Here is a 19,992-nt window from a genome sequence, read left to right as displayed (position 1 = left end):
GCCTTCAGCCGGCGCCGGCGCTCGTTGACGAACAGCAGCACCGCACCCACCAGCAGCGGCAGGAGGATCGGCACCACCATCAGATGGACGGTCCAGCCTCCGGTCATCGCCGCTCCTGCCCGTCGACATGGTCGGTGTCGGTCAGGCCACGGGAGGCCAGCAGCACCACCAGGAACAGCGCGGTCGTGGCGAAGCCGATCACGATCGCGGTGAGCACCAGGGCCTGCGGCACCGGGTCGACATAGATGGCGGACCCGCTGCCACCCGGCCCCAGGACCGGCGGGGCGTCGACCCGCAGCCGGCCCATGCTGAAGATGAACAGGTTGACGGCGTAGGAGACCAGGGAGAGCCCGATGATCACCTGATAGGTGCGCGGGCGCAGCAGCAACCAGACGCCGGAGCCGGCCAAGATGCCGATTCCCAGGGCCAGCACCAGTTCCATCACGCCTCCTCGGCTTCGTTAGCCGGCCTGACCGGACCCATGCGCCGGATCGACTGGTGGGCGATCGCGATCAGCATCAGCACGGTGGCGCCCAGCACCAGGGAGAACACCCCCAGGTCGAACAGGAGCGCACTGGCGGCGGGCACCTTGCCGATCAGCGGAATCTCCAGATAGCGGCTGTGGGTGGTGAGGAACGGGTAGCCGAACAGCCAGGACCCGAGGCCGGTAGCGGTCGCGAGCAGGAGGCCGAACCCCATCCAGACCAGGGGCAGCACGCGCAGCCGGTCTTCCAGCCAGCGGGTGCCGACCGCCATGTACTGCATGATGAAGGCGGCGGTCATCGCGATGCCCGCGGCGAACCCGCCGCCCGGCAGGTCGTGACCGCGCAGGAACAGGTAGACGGCCAGCACGATGACGATCGGGAACAGCCACTGCATGATCACCGAGGGCACATAGAGGTAGTCGCTGAGCGTGGCGCCGTCCTCGCGGTCGGGGGCGGCCACGTCGAACTTGCGCTGGATCTGCTGCTGCATGGGCGGTGCGATGCTGTCCGGGGCGGGCCGGAAGCGGCGCAGGAGGGCGAACACGGTGAGCGCCACGATGGCGAGCACGGTGATCTCGCCCAGCGTGTCGAAGCCGCGGAAGTCCACCAGGATCACGTTGACCACATTGGTGCCGCCGCCCTCGGTATAGGCCCGCTCCAGGAAGTAGGCGCCGATCGTCTGCCCGGCCGGGCGCGTCATCACCGCATAGGAGAGCAGCGTCACCCCGAGCCCGGCGAGCACGGCCAGGATCAGGTCGCGCAGCCGTTGCAGCCGGGTGGCGAGCGCCAGCTTCTCCGGCGTGGCGCCCTCCACCCGCTTGGGCAGCCAGCGCAGCCCGAGCAGGATCAGGACCGTGGTCACGACCTCGACCAGGAGCTGGGTCAGCGCCAGGTCCGGGGCGGAGAGCCAGACGAACGAGATGCACACGCACAGGCCGGCACCACCTAAAAGAGCCAGCGCGGCCAGCCGGTGGAACTTCGCCTGATAGGCCGCGATCACCGCGCAGACGGTGCCGATCACCCAGACCAGGGCGAAGATCGGGTCGAACACGGGCGGCAGGGTGAGCCCGCCCAGACCCGCCCCCAGGCGCCAGAGCGGCAGGAAGGCCGCCAGGATCGCCGCTGCCACCAGCAGCCGGAGCTGCGGCTGGAGGCGGCGGGTCAAGAAGTAGCGCTCCAGGAAGCGCGGCCCGTCGCCCGCGATCAGGGCCATCAGCCGCTCGAAGATGCGCTGGCCCTTGAAGCGGCGGAAGAAGGGAGGGCCATCCTGGCTGGTGGCGAGGTAGCGCTTCAGGGCCATGCCGAGCAGCGCCCCGCCCACCAGGGCGATGACGCTCATCACCAGGGGCAGGTTCAGCCCGTGCCAGACCGCCAGGCTGAACTCGGGCGTCGCCTCGCCAAGCACCGAGGTGACGGCGAGGTGCAGGAACGGCCCGATGGTCCGTCCCGGAATGGCGCCGACCACCAGGCAGGACAGCACGAGCAGGCCGACCGGCAGGCGCATCCAGAAGGGCGGCTCGTGCGGGGTGCGCGGCAGGCCCGTGGGCGGCGGGCCGAAGAACACCGCCTGGATGAAGCGGATCGAGTAGGTCACGCTGAACAGGCTGGCGAGCACCGCGACATAGGGCGTCACCGTGTCCAGGATGGAGGGGACGTGGGTCTCGATCGCCTCGGCGAAGAACATCTCCTTGGACAGGAAGCCATTGAGCAGCGGCACGCCGGCCATGGCGGCGCTCGCGACCATGGCGAGCGTCGCCGTGATCGGCATGAAGCGGAACAGGCCGCTCAAGCGCCGCATGTCGCGGGTGCCGGTCTCGTGGTCGATGATGCCGGCCGCCATGAACAGGGACGCCTTGAAGGTGGCGTGGTTGACCATGTGGAAGATGGCGGCGACGGCACCCAGCGGGCTGCTCAGGCTCAGCAGCACGGTGATCAGGCCGAGATGGCTGATGGTCGAGTAGGCGAGCAGGCCTTTCAGGTCCTGCTGGAAGATCGCGAAATAGGCGGCGAGGAGGAGGGAGCTCAGGCCCGCCACGCCCACCAGCCAGAACCATTCCGGCGTGCCGGCCATGACCGGCCACAGCCGTGCCATCAGGAACACGCCCGCCTTCACCAGAGTGGCCGAGTGCAGGTAGGCCGAGACCGGGGTGGGGGCTGCCATCGCGTTGGGCAGCCAGAAATGGAACGGAAACTGGGCGCTCTTGGTGAGCGCGCCCAAGAGGATCAGGATCAGCGTCGGCAGGTAGAGCGGATGGTTGCGGATCAGGTCGCCGGCACTCAGCACCTCGTCGAGATCATAGCTGCCGACGATGTGGCCGAGCAGCAGCACGCCACCCAGGAGCGCCATCCCGCCCGTGCCGGTCACGGTGAGCGAAATCCTCGCACCCTCGCGGGCACTGGCATTGTGGTACCAGTAGCCGATCAGGAGGAAGGAGAAGATGCTGGTCATCTCCCAGAAGACGACCAGCTGGATCAGGTTGCCGGACAGCACCATGCCGAGCATGGAGCCCATGAAGGCCAGGAAGAACGAGAAGAAACGCGGAACCGGATCCTCGGGCGACATGTAGTAGCGCGCATAGAGCACGACGAGGAAGCCGATGCCGCTGACCATCAGCGCGAACAGCCAGGCGAAACCATCCATCCTGAGTGCGAAGGTCAGGCCAACACTGGCTATCCATGGAATTTCAGCGCGCAGTGCACCGCCGGCCGCGATGGCCGGATAGGCCAGCAGGGCGCAACCCAGCGCTCCCAGGGCCACCGCGCCGGCGAGCCAGGATTCCGCATTGCGGGCCCTGGTAGGCAGGAACCCTGCGATGATGGCGCCGACGAAGGGTAGGACGACCATGGAGATGAGCAAGATGTCGTCCGTCATCCGCGTCGTCCGCGTCCTCTGCTTGTTCTGGTTCGGGAGCGGGCCGTTGCCCAATCCCACCCATTATGGTTGACTACTGTCCGGAGAGGCAAGGGTCGGGATCATGATTCTTCATCCAGAGCAATGCCGTGCCGCCCGCGGCCTCCTGAACTGGTCCCAGGAGCGCCTGGCCACACTGTCCGGCGTGTCACGCAGCACGATCAAGGATTTCGAGTGCCATCGCCACTCGTTGCACCGCGCCACCGAGGCCCTGCTGGTCAGGACCTTCGAGGAAGGCGGCGTCCGGTTGCTCGGGATCGACGCCGAGGGGCCGGGTGTACGCCTGAAGGCATGGCGGGCAGCCGCACCCTGACGCCCGCGGCTCAACCCGGGCCACATCCGGCGGGACCGGCCAGTGCGTGGACCATGAGCTCGATCGGCGCCGGCTTGGCGATCCGCGGCGCATCACGGCAGGATTCAGGCAGGATCCGCTCGTCATGGCCGGTCTGGAACACGAACGGGATGCCCTGGTCGCGAAGCCGGTCCGCCACGGGGAAACTCAATTCGCCCACCAGTTCCACATCCAGCACCGCCCCGTCCAGGCGAGGTGTGGCCTCGATCAGGTCCAGCGCCTGGCGGACCGTGGCCACCGGCCCGATGACGCTGGCCCCTTCCCCCTCCAGGGCCTGGACGAGATTCAGTGCCATCAGCCGGTCATCCTCGACCAGCAGAATGAGCCTGCCGGCGAGGAGACCGCCGAGCTGTCCGGTCATCACATGCTCCACCGCTGATGTGCCCGCCCAGGCAACCTCCCGCTGTGGCCCTGGTTTCTCCGCCACGGGCGCTGTGGAGCCGCAGCCGCGATGCCGCAGGAACCGGTTCAGGCACTCGGGTCGGGCGTGATCCGCAAATAGGGCTTCTGCTCGATGACCCCCTTGCTGAAGCGCCGCCGCGCCTCGTCGGTCGGGATGGACGGCAGCACGATGACGTCGTCACCCTTCTGCCAGTTGGCGGGCGTGGATACCGAGTATTGCTGGGTGAGCTGCATCGAATCGATCACCCGCAGCACCTCGTCGAAGTTGCGCCCGGTCGACATGGGATAGACCAGGACCAGCTTCACCCGCTTGTCCGGGCCGATCACGAACACGTTGCGCACGGTGGCGTTGTCCGCAGGCGTGCGGCCGGCATGGCTGTCCCCAGCGCTGGCCGGCAGCATGTCGTAGAGCTTGGCGATCTCCAGCCTGGTGTCGCCGATCATGGGGTAGTTGGGTGCGTGGCCCTGGGTCTCCTCGATGTCGGCAGCCCAGCGATGGTGATCCTCGACCGGATCGACGCTGATGCCGATGATCTTCACGTTGCGCTTGTCGAATTCCGGCTTCACCCTGGCCATGTAGCCGAGCTCGGTCGTGCACACCGGGGTGAAGTCCTTCGGATGCGAGAACAGCACCGCCCAACTGTCGCCGATCCACTCGTGGAATCTGATCCTCCCCTCGGTCGTGTCCGCCTCGAAGTCGGGAGCGATGTCACCCAGTCTTATTGCCATGTACGACCTCCTCGGTTGGTTCTTGCGCCACTACTACATGCATTATGTGGATCATGGGGCAAGCGATCTCGATGGCGGAGCGGCAGGCCGGCCGGCGCCGCCGCCGGAGAAACGGCCTGATGGGCGACGAGCGGGAGGACGTGGTGGGACCTGGCCGGGAGCCGGGTGACGCGCCGGGCCATGACGCCCGCTCACCCCAGGAGATCCCGCCAGAGGGCTGGCTCGCCGTGCTGCGCCGGGTCTTCTGGCAGGCCATCTCCGACGAGATCGGCATGGCCGCGGCGAGCTGCGGCTTCTATGCGATCCTGGCGCTGTTCCCGGTGATCCTGGTGGCGATCTCGATCTATGGCCTGTTCAACGACCAGAACACTGCCGCCCGGCAACTGGAAGCGCTGCAGGGCGTCCTGCCGCCCTCCGCCTTCGAGCTGGTCCGCGACCGGGTGCAGGACGTGGCCACGGCCGGCCGCACCCGGCTCAGCTCCAGCCTGGCGGTCAGCCTCGCCGTGGCGCTGTGGAGCGCCATGAACGGGGTGAAGTCGATCATCACCGCGCTCAACGTGGCCTACGAGGAGCGGGAGAAGCGGAGCTTCCTCCGGCTGAACCTGGAGGTGCTGCTGATCACCCTGTGCGGGATCCTGGGGCTCGTCGTGACGCTGACGGTGATCGTCGCCGTGCCGGCGGCCCTGGCGTCCGGCTGGCTCGGGCCGGTCCCGGCCCTGCTGGTGCGCGCCAGCGCCTTCGTCCTGCTGCTGGTCTTCGCCATGCTGGCCCTGGCGCTCATCTACCGGTTCGGGCCCTCCCGGGAGAACGCCAAATGGCGCTGGGTGACCCCGGGCTCGATCCTGGCGGCGGCACTCTGGCTGCTGGTCTCGCTGGGCTTCTCCTTATACGTCGCCCGGTTCGGCGATTATGACGCGCTCTACGGGACGCTCGGCGGCGTAGTGGTGGCCATGTTCTGGTTCTGGATCTCGGCCTATGCCCTGCTGCTGGGTGCCGAGCTCAACGCGGAGCTGGAGCTGCAGACCCGGCACGACACTACGACGGACCCGACCGCACCAATGGGCCGCCGCGGCGCCTTCGTGGCCGACCATGTCGTCCGGAGCTGAAGCCTGAAGCGACGGCTCAGGGCCGCCCCAGCAGGAGACGGTCCACCGCCTGGGCCACGCCGTCCGAATCGTTGCCCGCAGTGACGAAGCGTGCCGCCGCCTTCACCTCGTCCGGTGCCTGCCCCATCGCGATCGCGAGGCCGGCCCTGGCGAACATCGGCAGATCGTTGGGCGCGTCGCCGATCACCGCCACGCGCTCGAGCGGGACGCCCATCGCCTCGGCGAGCGCCGCCACGCCCTCCCCCTTGTCCGCCTTCGGCGCGGTGACGTCGAGATAGTAGGGCTGGGAGCGCAACGCCCGCGCCTCCCCCGCCAGCGCCCCGCCCTCCTCCTGCTCGAGCGCGGCCAGGAGCGCGTGATCGTTGCTGGCGGCCACGATCTTGTCGACCCGCACCGCATGATCGGCGAGGTTCTCGACCCGTTCCGGGTCGAAGCCCACCGCCCGCACCTCGCGCGGCACGAGCGGACCATCCGGATCCTCGACCAGCCAGCGGTCGTCGGCGAACAGCCAGAGATCGATGCCCGGCCGGCGCAACCGCTCCAGGACGGTGCGCGCGGTCGCATCGGCCAGCCGGCTGGCCCGCAGGATCGTGCCGTCGGCAGCCACGATCGTGCCGCCGTTGAATGCCGCCGCGGGTTCGGTGATCTGCAGCCCATCGACCGGCAGGCGCAGGCCGCGAGTCGGGCGGGCACTGATGATGCTGAAGCGTATCCCCGCCCGGCGCAGGCGGTCGACCGCCTGCCTGGTCGCCTCGCTGAGGCTCTTGTCGGTCCGCACCAGGGTGCCGTCGACATCGCTGATCAGCAGGTCGATGGCGGGCAGTGCCCGATCCGCGTCCATGGTCGTCCGGGTCAATGCGCCTCTCCTTGCCGCCGGGACAATCGCTTTGCAGGGAATGGGACTGCAACGTCTGGTGCGCCAGCCGTCAAGGACATGGGCCTACCAGGCCGATCTCTCCATCCGCCGGTGCGGCATGGTCGGCATGGCGGGGTCGGGCCGGCATCCGGCTGGAACGCACGCACGCGGAAAACGTTGGAGGGGCATCACCGGACCGGCCCGCATGGGCGGTCGAAGGAGAAGCTAGAGATGGCGCGCAACACTGACTCGCCGACGATCGAGCAGGCGGAACAGGCAGCACTGGACCGTGCCGAGGCGCAGCGGCCGGAGGAGGATCCCTCGCTGGCCGTGTTCGGGCGGGACGTCGACAGCTATGACGAGCAGGGCAGCAGCCCCCAGCCCGAGGACGCGACCGCGCAGGACTGGGCGGTCGCCGAGACGGCGCGCCCGGACTTCGACGACGAAACCGCCGACGGCCTGAACGATCTCGAGGAGTCGGCCAGGGCCGGTGCCGAGGACCTGGCGACCGACGAGCCGCTGGAAGAGCGGATCCGGCGCAAGGCCTACGAGCTCTGGGAATCCGAGGGCGGCCCGCATGGCCGCGCCGAAGACCATTGGCACCTGGCCGCCCAGCTGGTCGCCGAGGAGGACGCGGCCCGCTCCAGCCTGCTGCCCTTCGACGGGGGCCTCGACGAGCCGGTCGAGGAGGCGAGGGTCACGGAGAATCTCGGGGAGTTCCAGGGGCTCGCCGACCAGGGTGCGGAAACCGACCCCGACATGTCCGACCGGATCAACGGCTGATCCGAGCCAGAATATCCGACTCCCAGACCCCCGGCCGGCGACGGCCGGGGGTCGTCTTGCGCGTCCCGGCAGCCCGGATCACGCGCTGCGCTGGACCGCCTGAGTCGCAGCGGCGGCATCCGCCTCTGCCCTGCCCGGTTGCGTCGCGGCCGCCAGGCACAGCCGCACCGCTTCCTCGAAGGTGAAGGCGCGGTAGTCCGTCATCACCTCCTCCGGCAGCTCGCGGCGCTCGTCCTCCTCGGACGGCCGCCACAGACCCAGCAGGATCGCGGCCTTGGGGATCCGGCGCCGGATCCGCTTGGCCGCGGTCCGGGCCGGGATCAGGCTCGCCGGATCCAGATAGGACAGGCAGACCAGCGCCACCCCGGTGGGATCCAGGCGGAACAGGTTGGCCGTGCTGATCGCCTCGGTGCCGACGATCCGCGCGCGCAGGCCATGCTTGCCCAGGAGCTGGGCCAGGATCCTGGAGGCGGAGTCGTCGAGCGGCCCGCGGCCCGAGATGATCAGCACCGGCGCCTCGCCCGACCATTCCGGCGCCAGCTCCTGCTCGGTCAGCACCGGCAGGCGCTGCGCGGAATCGTCCTCGTCCTCGTCCTGGTCGAACGCCGCCTCGGCTTCCGGGTCGTCCGTGCCGATCAGCGATTTCGGTCGATCATCCTCGTCCACAAGCTCGTCGATCAGCTCCTCCAGGCTGGTCCGGATCCGTGCCAGGCGCTCGTCGTCGAGCGCACCCCGCGCATGGTCGGCCTGCGCCAGCTCCAGGCCCTTGAGGGCGACCTGGTCATAGTAGGAGGTGAGCGACCGCTCCTTGAGATACTCGGTCGCCATCTCGATCGCCTCGATCGGGTCGCCCGCCAGCATCCGCTGGTAGAACAGCTCCGGAGGCGTCAGCGCCGGACGGTCGCCGAACATGATGTCCAGGAACTCCAGCGACTTCACATGCCGGCCCAGGACCACGAGGCAGACGGTGATGGGCGTCGCCAGCAGCAGCCCGATCGGCCCCCACAGCCAGGTCCAGAAGGTCGCGGCGGCCACCACGGCGACCGGCGCCAGACCGGTCGAACGGCCGAACAGCATGGGCTCGATGCCGTGGCCGACAATCGGTTCGATCACCGCGAACATGGCCAGGGTCCACAGCGCCATGGACCAGCCGGGATCGACCGCGCCGGCGAAGACGATTGGGAACACTGCGCCGATGACCGCGCCCACATAGGGCACGAAGCGCAGCACGCCCGCCAGCACGCCCCACAGGATCGGGCTCGGCACACCGATCAGCCACAGGCCCATGGCTATCACGCAGCCATAGGCCGAGTTGAGCCCCACCTGGGTCAGGAACAGGCGGCTCAGCCGCCGCCCGGCATCGTCCAGGGCGGCGGTGGTGTTCTGGATGTCGTGTGCGCCGGCCAGGCGGATCAGCCGGTTGCGCAGGTCCTCGCGCGCCAGGAGGATGAAGATCACGAAGATGATGATGATGCCGGTGGTGGCGAGCGGGTGCAGGAGCGGGTTGATGATCAGCGCCAGGGTCGCCAGCGCACCGGGGTCCGCCTGATGGATGATCACCGGGATGGGCGCCATCTCGTCGGGTGTGGTGCCCGGCTCCGGACCGATCGGCCGGGTCTGCTGGGCCGGCTGCTCGTTGAGCTCCCGGCTCAGCCCCTCCAGCATCCGCGACATCCGGTCGACGATCCCCCCGCCACCCTCGGTGGCGCCGCGGAACGAGCGGATCTTCTCCTGCATGGTCGACTGGTAGCGCGGCAGGTCCGTGGCCAGCTCGGTGAGCTGGGCGGCCATGAGGGTGCCAAGCCCGAAGATCACGATGAACGCCAGCACCACGGTGGACAGGACCGCGATGCTGCGCGGCACGAAGTAGCGCTGCAGGAGGCGCACCATCGGCGCCAGCACGAAGCTGAGCAGCACGGCCAGCGCTGCCGGGACCAGGACCTCGCGGCCGAAATAGAGAAAGCCGATGATGACCACCGCCACGAACAGCCCGGAGGCAGGTGAGGCACGCATGCCGTCCGGGATGCGGGACTCGATAGGGGTGGGAATCTTCGGGGTTGGGATCTGAGGCATCTGGTCTCGCTGCTGGTGCCGGGCGCGCAAGCCCCCAATCTACACAACAGCCAGAATCGCGCTGCGCACCGCCATTCATCAGAAAATTTCCAGCTGGTGCCGCAAGGTGACGTCTGGAAGGCCAAGGCGACTCGATAAACCCGGATGGCGCCGAACCGTCGATGTTCTATAACACGGAGTGGTCCGATCCGCCGGAAGGCCCCGGCAGCGCTGGAGCGCTGCCGGGAATGGGGGAAGCATGGACAACCCGCTCGCGCGCAAGCTCTCCCACTTCACGAGGCTGTCGGCGAGCGACCAGGCGGCCCTCGATTTTTTGGCGCGCCAGCGCGTCCGCCAGGTCCATGCCCGCCACGACCTGATCCGGGAGGGCGATCGGCCGGAGCACGTCAACCTGATCCTGTCGGGCTGGGCCTGCCGCTACAAGACGCTGGAGGATGGCCGGCGCCAGATCATCGCCATCCTGCTGCCGGGCGATTTCTGCGATCTGAACATCTTCATCCTGCGCACCATGGACCATTCGATGGCCGCCATCACCCCGGTCACTTATGCCGAGGTCAGCCGCGAGGTGCTGGAGGAGGTCACGCTGAAGCAGCCGCGGATCACCCAGGCCCTGTGGTGGGACACGCTGGTCACCGCCGCGATCCAGCGTGAGTGGAGCGTCAGCCTCGGCCAGCGCACCGCCCTGGAGCGGGTGGGCCACATCCTGTGCGAGCTGTTCGTCCGGCTGCGGATGGTGGGCCTGACCAGCGGCAACAGCTGCGAATTCCCGATCACCCAGGTCGATCTCGCCGATGCCACCGGCCTGTCCGCGGTGCATCTGAACCGGACCCTGCAGGAACTGCGCGCAGACGAGCTGATCGTCCTGCGCGACCGGCTGCTTACCATCCCGGACCTGCCGGCCCTGCAGGTGCTCTCGCTGTTCAACCCGAACTACCTGCACCTGGACGCCGAAGGCCAGCAATACGGAGCCAACGAGCCGTGAGCACTGCCGCGCCCGTAATGCCAGCCAGCACCTGCCTGCAAGCCTGTGCCGAGTTCTTCGCCGCCGCCGACCTCGCGGTCTTCGAGCATGACCTGGCGGCCGGGCTCTTGCGGCTTTCGGCAGCGGCTGCCGAGCTGATGGGGATCGGCAACGAGCGCTGCGTGGCCGTGGCGGACCATGACCGCAGCGTGCATGCAGACGACCTCGACCGGCTGCATGCCGAGCGGCGCAGGGCTGCCGAGCGCGGCGGCCCGTTCCAGTTCGCCTATCGGATGACCCGTCCGCGGGACGGGCGGGTCATCCGCCTGGAGGCACGCGGCACGGCACTGCGCAACCCGGCAGGCGGGGTCACGCTCGGCGGGATCCTGTGGGACGTCACTGCAGCACGGGCCGGTGACGGCGAGGTTTCTGCCCTGTGCCGTGCGCTCAGCGCGGAGGTCAGCGCACTGACCCGGCTGCACCGCCTGTCCGGGCGCCTCGCGGCCTGCACCCGGCTCGAGCCGCTCCTGGAGCAGGTGCTGGATGCCGCCATGGCGCTGCAGGGTGCCGATCTGGGGGTCCTGCGGCTCTTTGACCCCGAGCGCCGCACGCTCCGGATCGCCGCACAGCGCGGGTTCGACCAGGTGGTGGCGGAGGAGCTCCGCGAGCTGCCGGTGACTGGCCGGATGCTGGTGGTGGTCCGGGCCTTCAACACCAGGCGCCGGATCGCGGTGGAGGACTTCACCCGCGATACCGACCCGCTGTTGGACAAGGACCGCGCGAAGGAGCTGGGCATTCGCGGGGCGCAGGCCATCCCGCTCATCGCCGGGGACGGTCGCCCGCTGGGCGTGCTGTCCGCCTATTTTCGCGCGCCCATGCTGCCCTCGGCGAGCGATCTGCATCATCTCGACCTGTTCGTCGCCCAGGCAGCCGAAGCGATCAGTGCCCGGCTGGACGAGCCCGACCGGCTGCGCGCCGGATGCGACGCCATCCCGCTGCCGGTCTGGCAGGCGGATGCGGTAGGCGCCTGGATCTGGGCCAACCGCTGCTGGCAGAGCCTGACCGGCCAGTCCGCTGAGGTGTCGGCCGGTACCGGCTGGCTGGACGCCGTGCATCCGGACGATCGCGTCCGGATCGGTGAGGCGCTGGGCGAGGCCCGGGATACCGGCCGGTTCGAGGCCGACCTCCGCCTGTGGCACGCGGCCGAGGGGCGCCATCGCTGGGCCAGGCTGCGGGCGGAGCCGCTGCCCGATGGGGGCGGCGATCCACCTGGGTGGATCGGCATTCTTGTCGACATCGACAACCTGCATGGCCGCCAGGAGCGGCAGCAGCACCTGATGGAGCAGTTGCAGCACCAGTTGCGCAACACGCTGGCGGTGGTGCGCTCCATCGCCCGCCGCACTGCCGAGAGTGCCTCGAACCTGCAGGACCTGGCAGCCCATCTGGACGGGCGGATCGGCGCGCTGGCGCGGGTCCAGGCGGCCGTGACCCGGTTCGCCGGCCGCGGTGCCGACCTTCAGGGCCTGATCGACGAGGAACTGCTCGCGAGCCATGTCCGGCAGTCGAGCCGGCTGCAGGTCGCAGGACCGCCGGTGCGGCTGAAGGGCAAGGCGGCGGAAGCGCTGGGCCTGGCCATTCACGAGCTGGTTACCAACGCGCTGGAGCATGGCGCGCTGTTCAGCCCGGACGGCCGCATCACGGTGAGCTGGTCGGTGGAGGGTGCCAGCCCTGATCGCAGGCTGGATTTCGTCTGGGAGGAACTGTCCGACAACAGCCCGCAGCCAGGGCCGGAGGGCTTCGGCATGCTGCAGCTCAAGCGTAGTCTGGTCTACGAGCTGCGTGCCGAAGTGGACGTCGAATTCCGGGCCGACGGAATACGCTGCGACCTCCACATCCCCTTGAGCGCCGGGATTGTGCCGGACGATCCGGTCAGCGAAACCGGCGGGACGGCCCCGACCGGCATCGCCTCCTGACGGAAGATCCCAGGCGGCTCATGCCGCGGCGTCGTAGCCCAGCGTCCGGTTCAGCCGCTCGATCAGCTCCCCTGCGGCCTCCGCGATCACCGTCCCGGGCGGGAAGATCGCCGCGGCACCCGCCGCCTTGAGGGCGTCATAATCCTGCGGCGGGATCACGCCGCCCACTACGATCAGGATGTCGTCGCGCCCGCGCGCCGCGAGCTCGGCCTTCAGCGCCGGGACCAGGGTCAGGTGGCCGGCGGCCAGGCTGGACACGCCCACGACATGGACGTCGTTGTCGACCGCCTGCTGGGCCGCCTCGGCCGGCATCTGGAAGAGCGGGCCGATGTCGACGTCGAATCCTAAGTCGGCGAAGCTCGACGCGATCACCTTCTGGCCACGGTCATGGCCGTCCTGGCCCATCTTGCAGATCAGGATGCGCGGCCGGCGCCCCTCGTTCTCGGCGAACTGCTCCACCATCGCCCGGACCTTCGCCACCTTGGCCACCGACCGCGTCTCCTGCCCGTAGATCCCGGTGATCGTGCGGATCTGTGCCACATGCCGCCCCCAGACCCGTTCCAGGGCATCGGTCATCTCGCCGACCGTGGCACCCGCCCGGGCCGCCTCGATCGAGCCGGCCAGCAGATTGCCTTGGCCCCCCTCCGCCATGGCGGACAGGGCCGCGAGCGCACGGTCCACCGTCGCCTGGTCGCGTCCGGCCTTCAGGCGGGCGAGCTTGTCCAGCTGCTCCTTGCGCACCGCGCTGTTGTCGACCTTCAGGACCTCGATCGCCTGCTCCTGCTCCGCCCGGTACTTGTTGACGCCGACCACCACCTGCTGGCCGGAATCGATCCGGGCCTGGGTGCGCGCCGCCGCCTCCTCGATGCGGAGCTTGGGAATGCCCTGCTCGATCGCCCGGGCCATCCCGCCGCTGGCCTCGACCTCCTGGATATGCTCCCAGGCACGCGCGGCCAGATCAGCGGTCAGCTTCTCGACGAAATAGGCGCCGCCCCAGGGATCCACCGGCCTAGTCGTGCCGCTTTCCTCCTGCAGCAGGATCTGGGTGTTGCGTGCGATCCGGGCGGAGAAGTCGGTCGGCAGGGCCAGCGCCTCGTCCAGCGAGTTGGTGTGCAGCGACTGGGTATGGCCCTGGGTGGCGGCCATCGCCTCGATCATGGTGCGGGTGACGTTGTTGAACACGTCCTGAGCGGTGAGCGACCAGCCGCTGGTCTGGCAGTGGGTGCGCAGGCTGAGCGAGCGGGGGTCGGCCGGGTCGAACTGCTTCATGAGCTTCGCCCAGAGCAGCCGTCCGGCACGCAGCTTGGCGATCTCCATGAAATAGTTCATGCCGATCGCCCAGAAGAACGACAGGCGCGGCGCGAACGCATCGACCTTCAGCCCGGCGGCTAGGCCGGCCCGGACGTATTCCACGCCGTCCGCCAGCGTGTAGGCGAGCTCCAGGTCCGCGGTCGCCCCGGCCTCCTGCATGTGGTAGCCGGAAATGCTGATCGAGTTGAACTTCGGCATCCGCTCGGCGGTAAACGCGAAGATGTCCGAGATCACCCGCATGCTGTGCCGGGGCGGGAAGATGTAGGTGTTGCGGACCATGAACTCCTTGAGGATGTCGTTCTGGATGGTCCCGGTCAGCTTCTCGGGCGGCACCCCCTGCTCTTCCGCCGCCACCACGAACAGAGCGAGAATCGGCAGGACCGCCCCGTTCATGGTCATCGACACGCTCATCCGGTCGAGCGGGATGCCGGCGAACAGCTCGCGCATGTCCAGGATCGAATCGATCGCCACCCCGGCCATCCCGACATCGCCCATCACGCGCGGATGGTCGCTGTCGTAGCCGCGATGGGTGGCGAGGTCGAAGGCGATCGACAGCCCTTTCTGCCCGGCGGCGAGGTTGCGCCGGTAGAAGGCATTGCTCGCCGCGGCGGTGGAGAAGCCGGCATATTGCCGGATCGTCCAGGGCGACTGGACGTACATGGTCGGATACGGCCCGCGCACGAACGGCGGGATTCCGGGCAGGCTGTCCAGCGTTGCGATGCCCGCCCGGTCGGCCGAGCCGTAGAGGGGGGCGAGCCCGATCCCCTCGGGCGTATCGAAGCAGGCCGGCTGCGGGGCGCTGGCGGTAGCCGCCGGGCGCGGCCCGAGCGGCAGGCCGGCGAGGCTCGGAACCTTGCTCATCGCAGCTGCTCCACCACGTCTTCCAGATAGGCCATCAGGTCGTCGCCCTGCCGCACGAAACGGCCGACGCCGGCCTCCGCCAGCGCCGGGGCGACATCGCGCGGCTGCCCCATGAGATGCACGTCATTGATGCCGGTTTCGCGCAGACGACGGACCGCCGCCACGCCGCCTTCGGCATAATCGGCATCGTCCCCGGCGATCAGCACGAGGCGCGCCTCCGGCGGTACTGCATCAGGTCGGTCAATGACCGCGGCTTCGAGACCGGCAGCCGCCAGGAGCCCCTGGGCGAAGCCCAGCCGCCCCGTGTGCCGTGCAGCCGGCCCCAGGGTCAGGACCGGCACCGGCGCCAGACCGGCCTGGAGCACCCGATCGCGCAGGTCTTCCAGCTCCTGGGCATCGCGGATCCGCGGCAGGCGCCGGCCGGGCTGCTGGTCCCGCTTGGGCGGCACCTCGCGCTCGCCCGCGTCCGGATAGAGGCTCACCCCCAGGATCGGCCGCCGGCGCGTTGCCACCCGGGTCCGGCGGCTGGCCCGGCGCTCGGCGAGCAGGTCCTCCACCAGGCCCGCCCGGCAGGCGGCAGCCATGCCGCCCGCGGCCTCGACCCGCTGCAGCACCGCCCAGCCGGCCTCGGCCAGCTGCTCGGAAAGCTGCTCGACATGCCAGCTCCCGCCGGCAGGATCGGCCACCAGGCCCAGGCGGCTTTCTTCCAGCAGGACGTTCTGGATGTTGCGCGCCATCCGCGCGGCGAACGGGTCGGGCTCCGTGCAGGCATGGTCGTGCGGCAGCACGGTCACCGCGTCGGCGCCGCCCAGGCCGGCGGCCGCGGCGGCGATCGTGTTGCGCAGGAGATTGGTCCAGCGGTCATAGCGGGTCAGCATCCGCGCCGAGCTGGTCGCGTGCACGGTCGGACGGAGCGCTGGCAGCTCCAGGATCTCGGCCACCCGCCCCCATAGACGGCGCAGGGCACGCAGCTTGGCGATGCCGCCGAAGAAGTCGGCACTGGTGGTGACCCGCAGGATCGCCCGCTCCAGCACCCGGCCGGGCTCCTGCACCTCCTCCAGCCGGCGGGTGAGGTCCACCGCCAGGGCGATGGTCAGGCCGATCTCCTCGGCGTCGCTGGCACCGGCATCGTCGAAGATCGGGCCGCCCAGGGCGAAGCGGACATCGTCGCGGCCGGCGAGGCCCGCGGCGACGATGTGCCGGGCGGTCTCGTCCGGGTCGGCCGCGTCACCGCGCGCCCATGGCTCCAGCGGATCGAGCTCCACCAGCACGCCGGCCGGCAGGTCGAGCGGTTCGCCCGGATCACGCTCCAGATGGACCGGGGCCAGTTCCGGCAGCACCCCGTCCAGCATCTGGCGCAGGTCGGCACTGTTCCGCCCCCGGGCGGCCAGCACCACCGACCCCGCCCCGCCCGCCAGGTCGGCCAGGATCGCCCGGTTGGCGGCGATCAGGTCGGCCAGCGTGCAGCGGGCCCGGATGTCCCAGGCGGTCCGGCCCATCGCCGTGCCGCGCAGCCAAGGTGCCTGGCCGGGCGGGGGCGCTTCGGGCAGCTCGTCCCGCCTGGTGTAGAGCGGCTCGATGCGCAGCCCGTCCTCGGTGTGCGCCACCAGCCGCTCCTCGAAGCCGGCACCCTTCAGCCCCTTGAGGACCAGGGCTTCCCAGGCCTCGAGCTCCGGGGTCGGGAAGTCGGCGGCAAGGCTCGGCAACGCGGACAAGGGGTTTTCTCCGGCAGCAGCAAGAGGGCAATGCCGGCTCGGGCCGGCATGCCGCCGGCCCGAGCATACGCCGCCGATCCCTCACCTGCCACCACCGCCGCTGGGTCGACCGCGGCCAGCTCCAGGTGGCGGGCGGCCCTCCGGCGCTCTACATCAGGCGCGGCCACCCCAGCTGGAGGAACGAGCTTGCGCTATCTGCACACCATGGTCCGGGTGACCGATCTCGAGCAGTCGCTGCATTTCTACCGCGACCTGCTGGGCCTCAAGGAGGTCCGGCGGAGCGAAAGCGAGAAGGGCCGCTACACGCTGGTGTTCCTGGCGGCACCCGAAACGCCGGAGGCACCGATCGAGCTCACCTACAACTGGGATCCCGAGACCTATACCGGTGGCCGCAATTTCGGCCATCTCGCCTACGAGGTCGACGACATCTACGCCTTCTGCCAGCACCTCCAGGACAACGGGGTGACCATCAACCGCCCGCCGCGCGACGGCCGGATGGCGTTCGTGCGCTCGCCCGACGGCATCTCGATCGAGCTGCTGCAGAAGGGCGGTGCCAAGGAGCCGGCAGAGCCCTGGAAGTCGGCCGAGAACGTCGGGACCTGGTGAGACCCATCTTCGCTCACGATGCCGTGAGAGAACTGCGGACATGACCGGTTCTGCTTCCGGAAACGTCAATGTCGCAGCCAGAGCGGTTGCTGCAATGCAGCAATTGCGTAGAGTCGTTCCCTCACCAGACGAAGGGAACGACGATGGCTGTGCGACATCGCAGCGCCTATCGGCGCTACTTGTTCTTTCGGCGGCTGCGCACCGGGCTGACGGTCCTGTGCGGGCTCGCAGGCCTGGTCCTGTGCTACCTGATGTACCGCAACCTCGTGCAGAACGGGCTGCCGCTCCACCTGACCGAGTTCGTCCCGCTGCTGGGCGTCCTGCTCCTGTCGGTGGCGGGGCCCTGGCTGCTGGTCAGCCTGTTCGTCCGCAAGCCGTCCGAACTGTGAGGAAACCCGCTTGCCGCTGATCTCGATCGTCACGGTCTGCCGCAACGCCGAGGATTCGATCGAGGCCATGCTCGCCTCGGTCGCGGCACAGCGCGGCCGGGCGATCGAGCATGTGGTGATCGATGGTGCCTCGACCGACGGCACGCTTGAGATCCTGGAGCGCTGGCGGCAGCACCTGGCGGTGCTGGTCAGCGAGCCGGATGGCGGGATCGCGGATGCCTTCAACAAGGGCGTCGCCCGCGCCAGCGGCGCCTGGCTGATGTTCCTCAACGCCGACGACCGGCTGGGCCCGAACCAGATCGCGCGCGCGGCCGCGACCCTGGAGCGGACCGGTGCCGACGGCGTGTTCGGCGATCTGGTCTGCGAGGACGGCCTCGGCCGCCCGCTGCACCGGATCGCGGGCGACCCAAATTATGCCGCCTGGATCGACCGGGCCTTTCCGGCGCTCAACCACCCGACCCTCCTGGTCCGGCGCGACCTGTTCGACGAGATCGGCGGCTTCGACCCGAGCCTGCGGGTCGCCATGGACTATGACTGGTGCCTGCGCGCGCACCGGGCGGGCGCCCGCTTCGTCTACGATCCGGAGATCGCCGGCCATTACCGGCTGGGCGGCGCCTCGGACCGCCAATGGCTGCGTGCAGCCAGCGAGCTGCGGACCATCTCGATCCGCCACGGGCTGCCGCCGGCCACGGCCTGGCCGATCTGGGGCGGGCGGGTGGCGCGGGCGGCCGCCCAGCGCCTGCTCGGCCGCATTCTGCCAGGCCAGGTCCACGCCGCGCTGCGGCGTCGGGTCAACCGGAGCCACCGCACGGCGTGACCTTCAAGGTCCGGCTCAGCCTGCGTCGATCGCGTCCGCGATCACCTTGGTCATGGTCTCCGGCGGCGCCTCGTAGCTGAACACCGCGAGATTGGTCCCGTCCGGGCCCATCAGGTAGCTGTAGGTGCTGTGGTCCATCAGGTACTCGCTGCTCTGCTCGCTCTGGGCCTTGGCGAAATAGACCCGCCAGGCCTTGGCCGCACCCGCCACCTGCTCCGGGCTGCCCGACAGGCCGACGATCCGCGGGTCGAACAGCTCGACATACTCGGCCAGATCCTCCGGCCGGTCGCGCTCGGGGTCGATCGAGACGAACCAGGCCTGGACCTGCTGCGCCTTGGGACCCAGCTGCTCCAGCACCTCGGAGAATTTCTGCAGCTCGTTGGGGCAGAAATCCGGGCAATAGCGATAGCCGAAGAACATCAGCGTCAGCTTGCCCTGGAGGTCGGCCTCCGTGACGGTGCGGCCGTCATGCGCCACCAGGGTGAACGGCCCGCCCACGGGAGCCTCGCGGATCACGCCGGGGATCTCCGGCGCCTCCGCCCTGGCCGGCTCGAACCAGCCGGCCTGCCAGCCGACGATGCCGACCGCCGCCGCGGCGATCACACCGGCAGCCGCGGCGGGCAGGATCCTGCCCTTCATGCTCATCCTCCCGTGTCCTGACCGCCGTGGCCGCCATGGTCGCCATGACTGTCATGCTCGGCCACCGGCTTGGCCGCGGCGGCCCCCGGCTTCTCGACCGCCAGCTCGACCTCGACCGTACCGGCCTTCTCGAAGGTCAGGCTCAGCGGGATGCGCTCGCCCGGCTTGAACGCCTGGGTGGGGCCGATCAGCATCGCGTGCATCCCGCCCGGCGCCAGCGCCACCGTGCCGCCGGCCGGGATCTCGATGCCGCCCTCGATCGGCCGCATCTTCATGACGCCGTTCTCGATCGTCATGTCGTGCAGTTCCACGACCCGGGCCGCCGGGCTCTCGGCCGATACCAGCCGGTCCGCGGCACTGCCGTGGTTCGCGATCGTGAAGTAGCCGCCGGCGGCCGGCTGGCCCTGCGGCACCGCGCGGGTCCAGGGATGGCCGATCGCCAGCTCGCCCAGCTCGTATTCATGGGCGTGGGCACCCGCGGCACCCACGGTCAACAGGACGCCCGCCAGGGCGCCCCTGATCCAGGAATTGGTCATGCACTCGTCCTCGTTGCGCAAAGGGTACTAGGCGACGAGGACGGCCGGCGGTGCCCGGGCGGTGAACCCCAGGGCCACTGCCTGGGACGTGGGCGGTGCTGCCAGCGGAGGGCCGATCCGCCGGCCGCTGTCGGCAGGAAGCGGCAGCGCTGCCTGGGGCTCCGGCCCCAGGCCCAGGCTGGCCAGGCCCGGCAGCCGGCACAGCACGCAATGATCGTGGCCATGCCCGTCACGCTCCTGCCAGGGCGCTTCGTCCGTGCCGCCCGCGGCCACGGCGCACAGCACGGTCGGCAGGAACCTCCCGTCCGCCCCGGCGAGCATCGGCTGGGGCGGCGCCAGGCCCGGCGGCAGGAGGACCTGCAGCAGCAGCGCCACGCCCACAAGGCGGGCGGCCAGGAGTTGCAGGCGCTGGTGCAGGACAAAGCCCATGGCCACCATCATGCCACAGGCCGGCGATCCTGCCGAGCACCTGTGGCAACGGGCGCTA

19 protein-coding genes are annotated in these 19,992 nt (G+C 69.6%); 8 read left to right on the top strand and 11 right to left on the bottom strand.

Features of this window, described 5'->3' with window-relative positions; all coding sequences use genetic code 11:
• Nucleotides 1–103 precede the first annotated feature (103 nt).
• Nucleotides 104–442 (bottom strand): Na+/H+ antiporter subunit C, encoded by a 339-nt coding sequence (locus VNS22_RS01710; RefSeq protein ID WP_325728962.1) that lies wholly within the window; start codon nucleotides 440–442, stop codon nucleotides 104–106.
• A complete protein-coding gene (locus VNS22_RS01705; RefSeq protein ID WP_325728960.1) occupies nucleotides 442–3,357 on the bottom strand; it encodes a monovalent cation/H+ antiporter subunit A in 2,916 nt (971 codons plus the stop codon). The genes VNS22_RS01710 and VNS22_RS01705 overlap by 1 nt, the downstream gene beginning before the upstream one ends.
• 103 nt (nucleotides 3,358–3,460) lie before the next feature.
• On the opposite strand from VNS22_RS01705, the gene VNS22_RS01700 reads away from it, so the two are divergent.
• Complete coding sequence (locus VNS22_RS01700) at nucleotides 3,461–3,709, top strand: helix-turn-helix transcriptional regulator (protein ID WP_325728959.1); 249 nt, start codon at nucleotides 3,461–3,463, stop codon at nucleotides 3,707–3,709.
• Nucleotides 3,710–3,719: 10 nt separating this feature from the next.
• Here VNS22_RS01700 and VNS22_RS01695 read toward each other — a convergent pair whose 3' ends face one another.
• Together VNS22_RS01695 and VNS22_RS01690 are read right to left on the bottom strand one after the other, a co-directional pair.
• A complete protein-coding gene (locus tag VNS22_RS01695) occupies nucleotides 3,720–4,109 on the bottom strand; it encodes a hypothetical protein (RefSeq protein WP_325728958.1) in 390 nt (129 codons plus the stop codon).
• A gap of 107 nt (nucleotides 4,110–4,216) precedes the next feature.
• A complete protein-coding gene (locus tag VNS22_RS01690; protein WP_325728956.1) occupies nucleotides 4,217–4,879 on the bottom strand; it encodes a peroxiredoxin in 663 nt (220 codons plus the stop codon).
• 53 nt (nucleotides 4,880–4,932) lie between these two features.
• Between VNS22_RS01690 and VNS22_RS01685 the strand changes: the two genes are divergently transcribed.
• A complete protein-coding gene (locus tag VNS22_RS01685) occupies nucleotides 4,933–5,985 on the top strand; it encodes a YihY/virulence factor BrkB family protein (protein ID WP_325728954.1) in 1,053 nt (350 codons plus the stop codon).
• 16 nt (nucleotides 5,986–6,001) lie between these two features.
• Here VNS22_RS01685 and VNS22_RS01680 read toward each other — a convergent pair whose 3' ends face one another.
• Nucleotides 6,002–6,841 carry a Cof-type HAD-IIB family hydrolase gene (locus tag VNS22_RS01680; protein ID WP_325728952.1) on the bottom strand — a complete coding sequence of 280 codons (840 nt, stop codon included), beginning with the start codon at nucleotides 6,839–6,841 and terminating at the stop codon, nucleotides 6,002–6,004.
• 231 nt (nucleotides 6,842–7,072) lie between these two features.
• Between VNS22_RS01680 and VNS22_RS01675 the strand changes: the two genes are divergently transcribed.
• Nucleotides 7,073–7,624, top strand: a complete 552-nt coding sequence (locus tag VNS22_RS01675) for a DUF2934 domain-containing protein (RefSeq protein ID WP_325728950.1) — start codon at nucleotides 7,073–7,075, stop codon at nucleotides 7,622–7,624.
• A 78-nt stretch (nucleotides 7,625–7,702) separates the two neighbouring features.
• Here VNS22_RS01675 and VNS22_RS01670 read toward each other — a convergent pair whose 3' ends face one another.
• Complete coding sequence (locus tag VNS22_RS01670) at nucleotides 7,703–9,637, bottom strand: AI-2E family transporter (RefSeq protein ID WP_325728948.1); 1,935 nt, start codon at nucleotides 9,635–9,637, stop codon at nucleotides 7,703–7,705.
• Between the two features lie 298 nt (nucleotides 9,638–9,935).
• Here VNS22_RS01670 and VNS22_RS01665 point away from each other — a divergent pair, with 298 nt between their 5' ends.
• Entirely contained in the window at nucleotides 9,936–10,679 is a 744-nt protein-coding gene (locus VNS22_RS01665; RefSeq protein ID WP_325728946.1) for a Crp/Fnr family transcriptional regulator, read from the top strand.
• Nucleotides 10,676–12,631, top strand: a complete 1,956-nt coding sequence (locus VNS22_RS01660; RefSeq protein ID WP_325728944.1) for a PAS domain-containing protein — start codon at nucleotides 10,676–10,678, stop codon at nucleotides 12,629–12,631. Before VNS22_RS01665 ends, VNS22_RS01660 begins: the two co-directional genes overlap by 4 nt.
• An 18-nt stretch (nucleotides 12,632–12,649) precedes the next feature.
• Here VNS22_RS01660 and scpA read toward each other — a convergent pair whose 3' ends face one another.
• On the bottom strand, nucleotides 12,650–14,803 hold the full coding sequence (gene scpA, locus VNS22_RS01655) for a methylmalonyl-CoA mutase (RefSeq protein WP_325728942.1): 2,154 nt from the start codon (nucleotides 14,801–14,803) through the stop codon (nucleotides 12,650–12,652).
• The gene (locus VNS22_RS01650) at nucleotides 14,800–16,518 is read right to left on the bottom strand and encodes a methylmalonyl-CoA mutase family protein (RefSeq protein WP_325728940.1); all 1,719 of its coding nucleotides are present in this window, start codon (nucleotides 16,516–16,518) and stop codon (nucleotides 14,800–14,802) included. Before VNS22_RS01650 ends, scpA begins: the two co-directional genes overlap by 4 nt.
• 186 nt (nucleotides 16,519–16,704) lie before the next feature.
• Here VNS22_RS01650 and VNS22_RS01645 point away from each other — a divergent pair, with 186 nt between their 5' ends.
• The 3 genes from VNS22_RS01645 (at nucleotide 16,705) to VNS22_RS01635 (ending at nucleotide 18,330) form a co-directional block, all read left to right on the top strand.
• Complete coding sequence (locus VNS22_RS01645) at nucleotides 16,705–17,124, top strand: VOC family protein (protein ID WP_325728938.1); 420 nt, start codon at nucleotides 16,705–16,707, stop codon at nucleotides 17,122–17,124.
• 143 nt (nucleotides 17,125–17,267) lie between these two features.
• Entirely contained in the window at nucleotides 17,268–17,513 is a 246-nt protein-coding gene (locus VNS22_RS01640) for a hypothetical protein (protein WP_325728936.1), read from the top strand.
• 10 nt (nucleotides 17,514–17,523) lie between these two features.
• Nucleotides 17,524–18,330, top strand: a complete 807-nt coding sequence (locus tag VNS22_RS01635) for a glycosyltransferase family 2 protein (RefSeq protein ID WP_325728934.1) — start codon at nucleotides 17,524–17,526, stop codon at nucleotides 18,328–18,330.
• Nucleotides 18,331–18,345: 15 nt separating this feature from the next.
• Here VNS22_RS01635 and VNS22_RS01630 read toward each other — a convergent pair whose 3' ends face one another.
• The 3 genes from VNS22_RS01630 to VNS22_RS01620 are packed head-to-tail and all read right to left on the bottom strand — an operon-like array spanning nucleotide 18,346 to nucleotide 19,934.
• Entirely contained in the window at nucleotides 18,346–18,969 is a 624-nt protein-coding gene (locus tag VNS22_RS01630) for an SCO family protein (RefSeq protein WP_325728932.1), read from the bottom strand.
• Nucleotides 18,970–18,971: 2 nt separating this feature from the next.
• On the bottom strand, nucleotides 18,972–19,505 hold the full coding sequence (locus VNS22_RS01625; protein WP_325728930.1) for a copper chaperone PCu(A)C: 534 nt from the start codon (nucleotides 19,503–19,505) through the stop codon (nucleotides 18,972–18,974).
• A gap of 27 nt (nucleotides 19,506–19,532) precedes the next feature.
• Complete coding sequence (locus tag VNS22_RS01620; RefSeq protein ID WP_325728928.1) at nucleotides 19,533–19,934, bottom strand: DUF2946 family protein; 402 nt, start codon at nucleotides 19,932–19,934, stop codon at nucleotides 19,533–19,535.
• Nucleotides 19,935–19,992: the final 58 nt, after the last annotated feature.

Origin of the sequence: Geminicoccus sp. (genome assembly GCF_035556675.1) — a bacterium.
In the GTDB taxonomy this organism is placed as follows: domain Bacteria; phylum Pseudomonadota; class Alphaproteobacteria; order Geminicoccales; family Geminicoccaceae; genus Geminicoccus.
Note: the sequence above shows the minus strand (reverse complement) of the source record. Positions and strands in the feature narration are given on the sequence as shown.

Excerpts from the sequence above, each read along its gene's own strand:
- VNS22_RS01710 (WP_325728962.1), bottom strand. The coding sequence starts at position 442 with ATGGAACTGGTGCTGGCCCTGGGAATCGGCATCTTGGCCGGCTCCGGC.
- VNS22_RS01705 (WP_325728960.1), bottom strand. The coding sequence starts at position 3,357 with ATGACGGACGACATCTTGCTCATCTCCATGGTCGTCCTACCCTTCGTC.
- VNS22_RS01700 (WP_325728959.1), top strand. The coding sequence starts at position 3,461 with ATGATTCTTCATCCAGAGCAATGCCGTGCCGCCCGCGGCCTCCTGAAC.
- VNS22_RS01695 (WP_325728958.1), bottom strand. The coding sequence starts at position 4,109 with ATGACCGGACAGCTCGGCGGTCTCCTCGCCGGCAGGCTCATTCTGCTG.
- VNS22_RS01690 (WP_325728956.1), bottom strand. The coding sequence starts at position 4,879 with ATGGCAATAAGACTGGGTGACATCGCTCCCGACTTCGAGGCGGACACG.
- VNS22_RS01685 (WP_325728954.1), top strand. The coding sequence starts at position 4,933 with ATGGGGCAAGCGATCTCGATGGCGGAGCGGCAGGCCGGCCGGCGCCGC.
- VNS22_RS01675 (WP_325728950.1), top strand. The coding sequence starts at position 7,073 with ATGGCGCGCAACACTGACTCGCCGACGATCGAGCAGGCGGAACAGGCA.
- VNS22_RS01670 (WP_325728948.1), bottom strand. The coding sequence starts at position 9,637 with ATGCGTGCCTCACCTGCCTCCGGGCTGTTCGTGGCGGTGGTCATCATC.
- VNS22_RS01665 (WP_325728946.1), top strand. The coding sequence starts at position 9,936 with ATGGACAACCCGCTCGCGCGCAAGCTCTCCCACTTCACGAGGCTGTCG.
- scpA (WP_325728942.1), bottom strand. The coding sequence starts at position 14,803 with ATGAGCAAGGTTCCGAGCCTCGCCGGCCTGCCGCTCGGGCCGCGCCCG.
- VNS22_RS01640 (WP_325728936.1), top strand. The coding sequence starts at position 17,268 with ATGGCTGTGCGACATCGCAGCGCCTATCGGCGCTACTTGTTCTTTCGG.
- VNS22_RS01630 (WP_325728932.1), bottom strand. The coding sequence starts at position 18,969 with ATGAAGGGCAGGATCCTGCCCGCCGCGGCTGCCGGTGTGATCGCCGCG.
- VNS22_RS01625 (WP_325728930.1), bottom strand. The coding sequence starts at position 19,505 with ATGACCAATTCCTGGATCAGGGGCGCCCTGGCGGGCGTCCTGTTGACC.
- VNS22_RS01620 (WP_325728928.1), bottom strand. The coding sequence starts at position 19,934 with ATGGGCTTTGTCCTGCACCAGCGCCTGCAACTCCTGGCCGCCCGCCTT.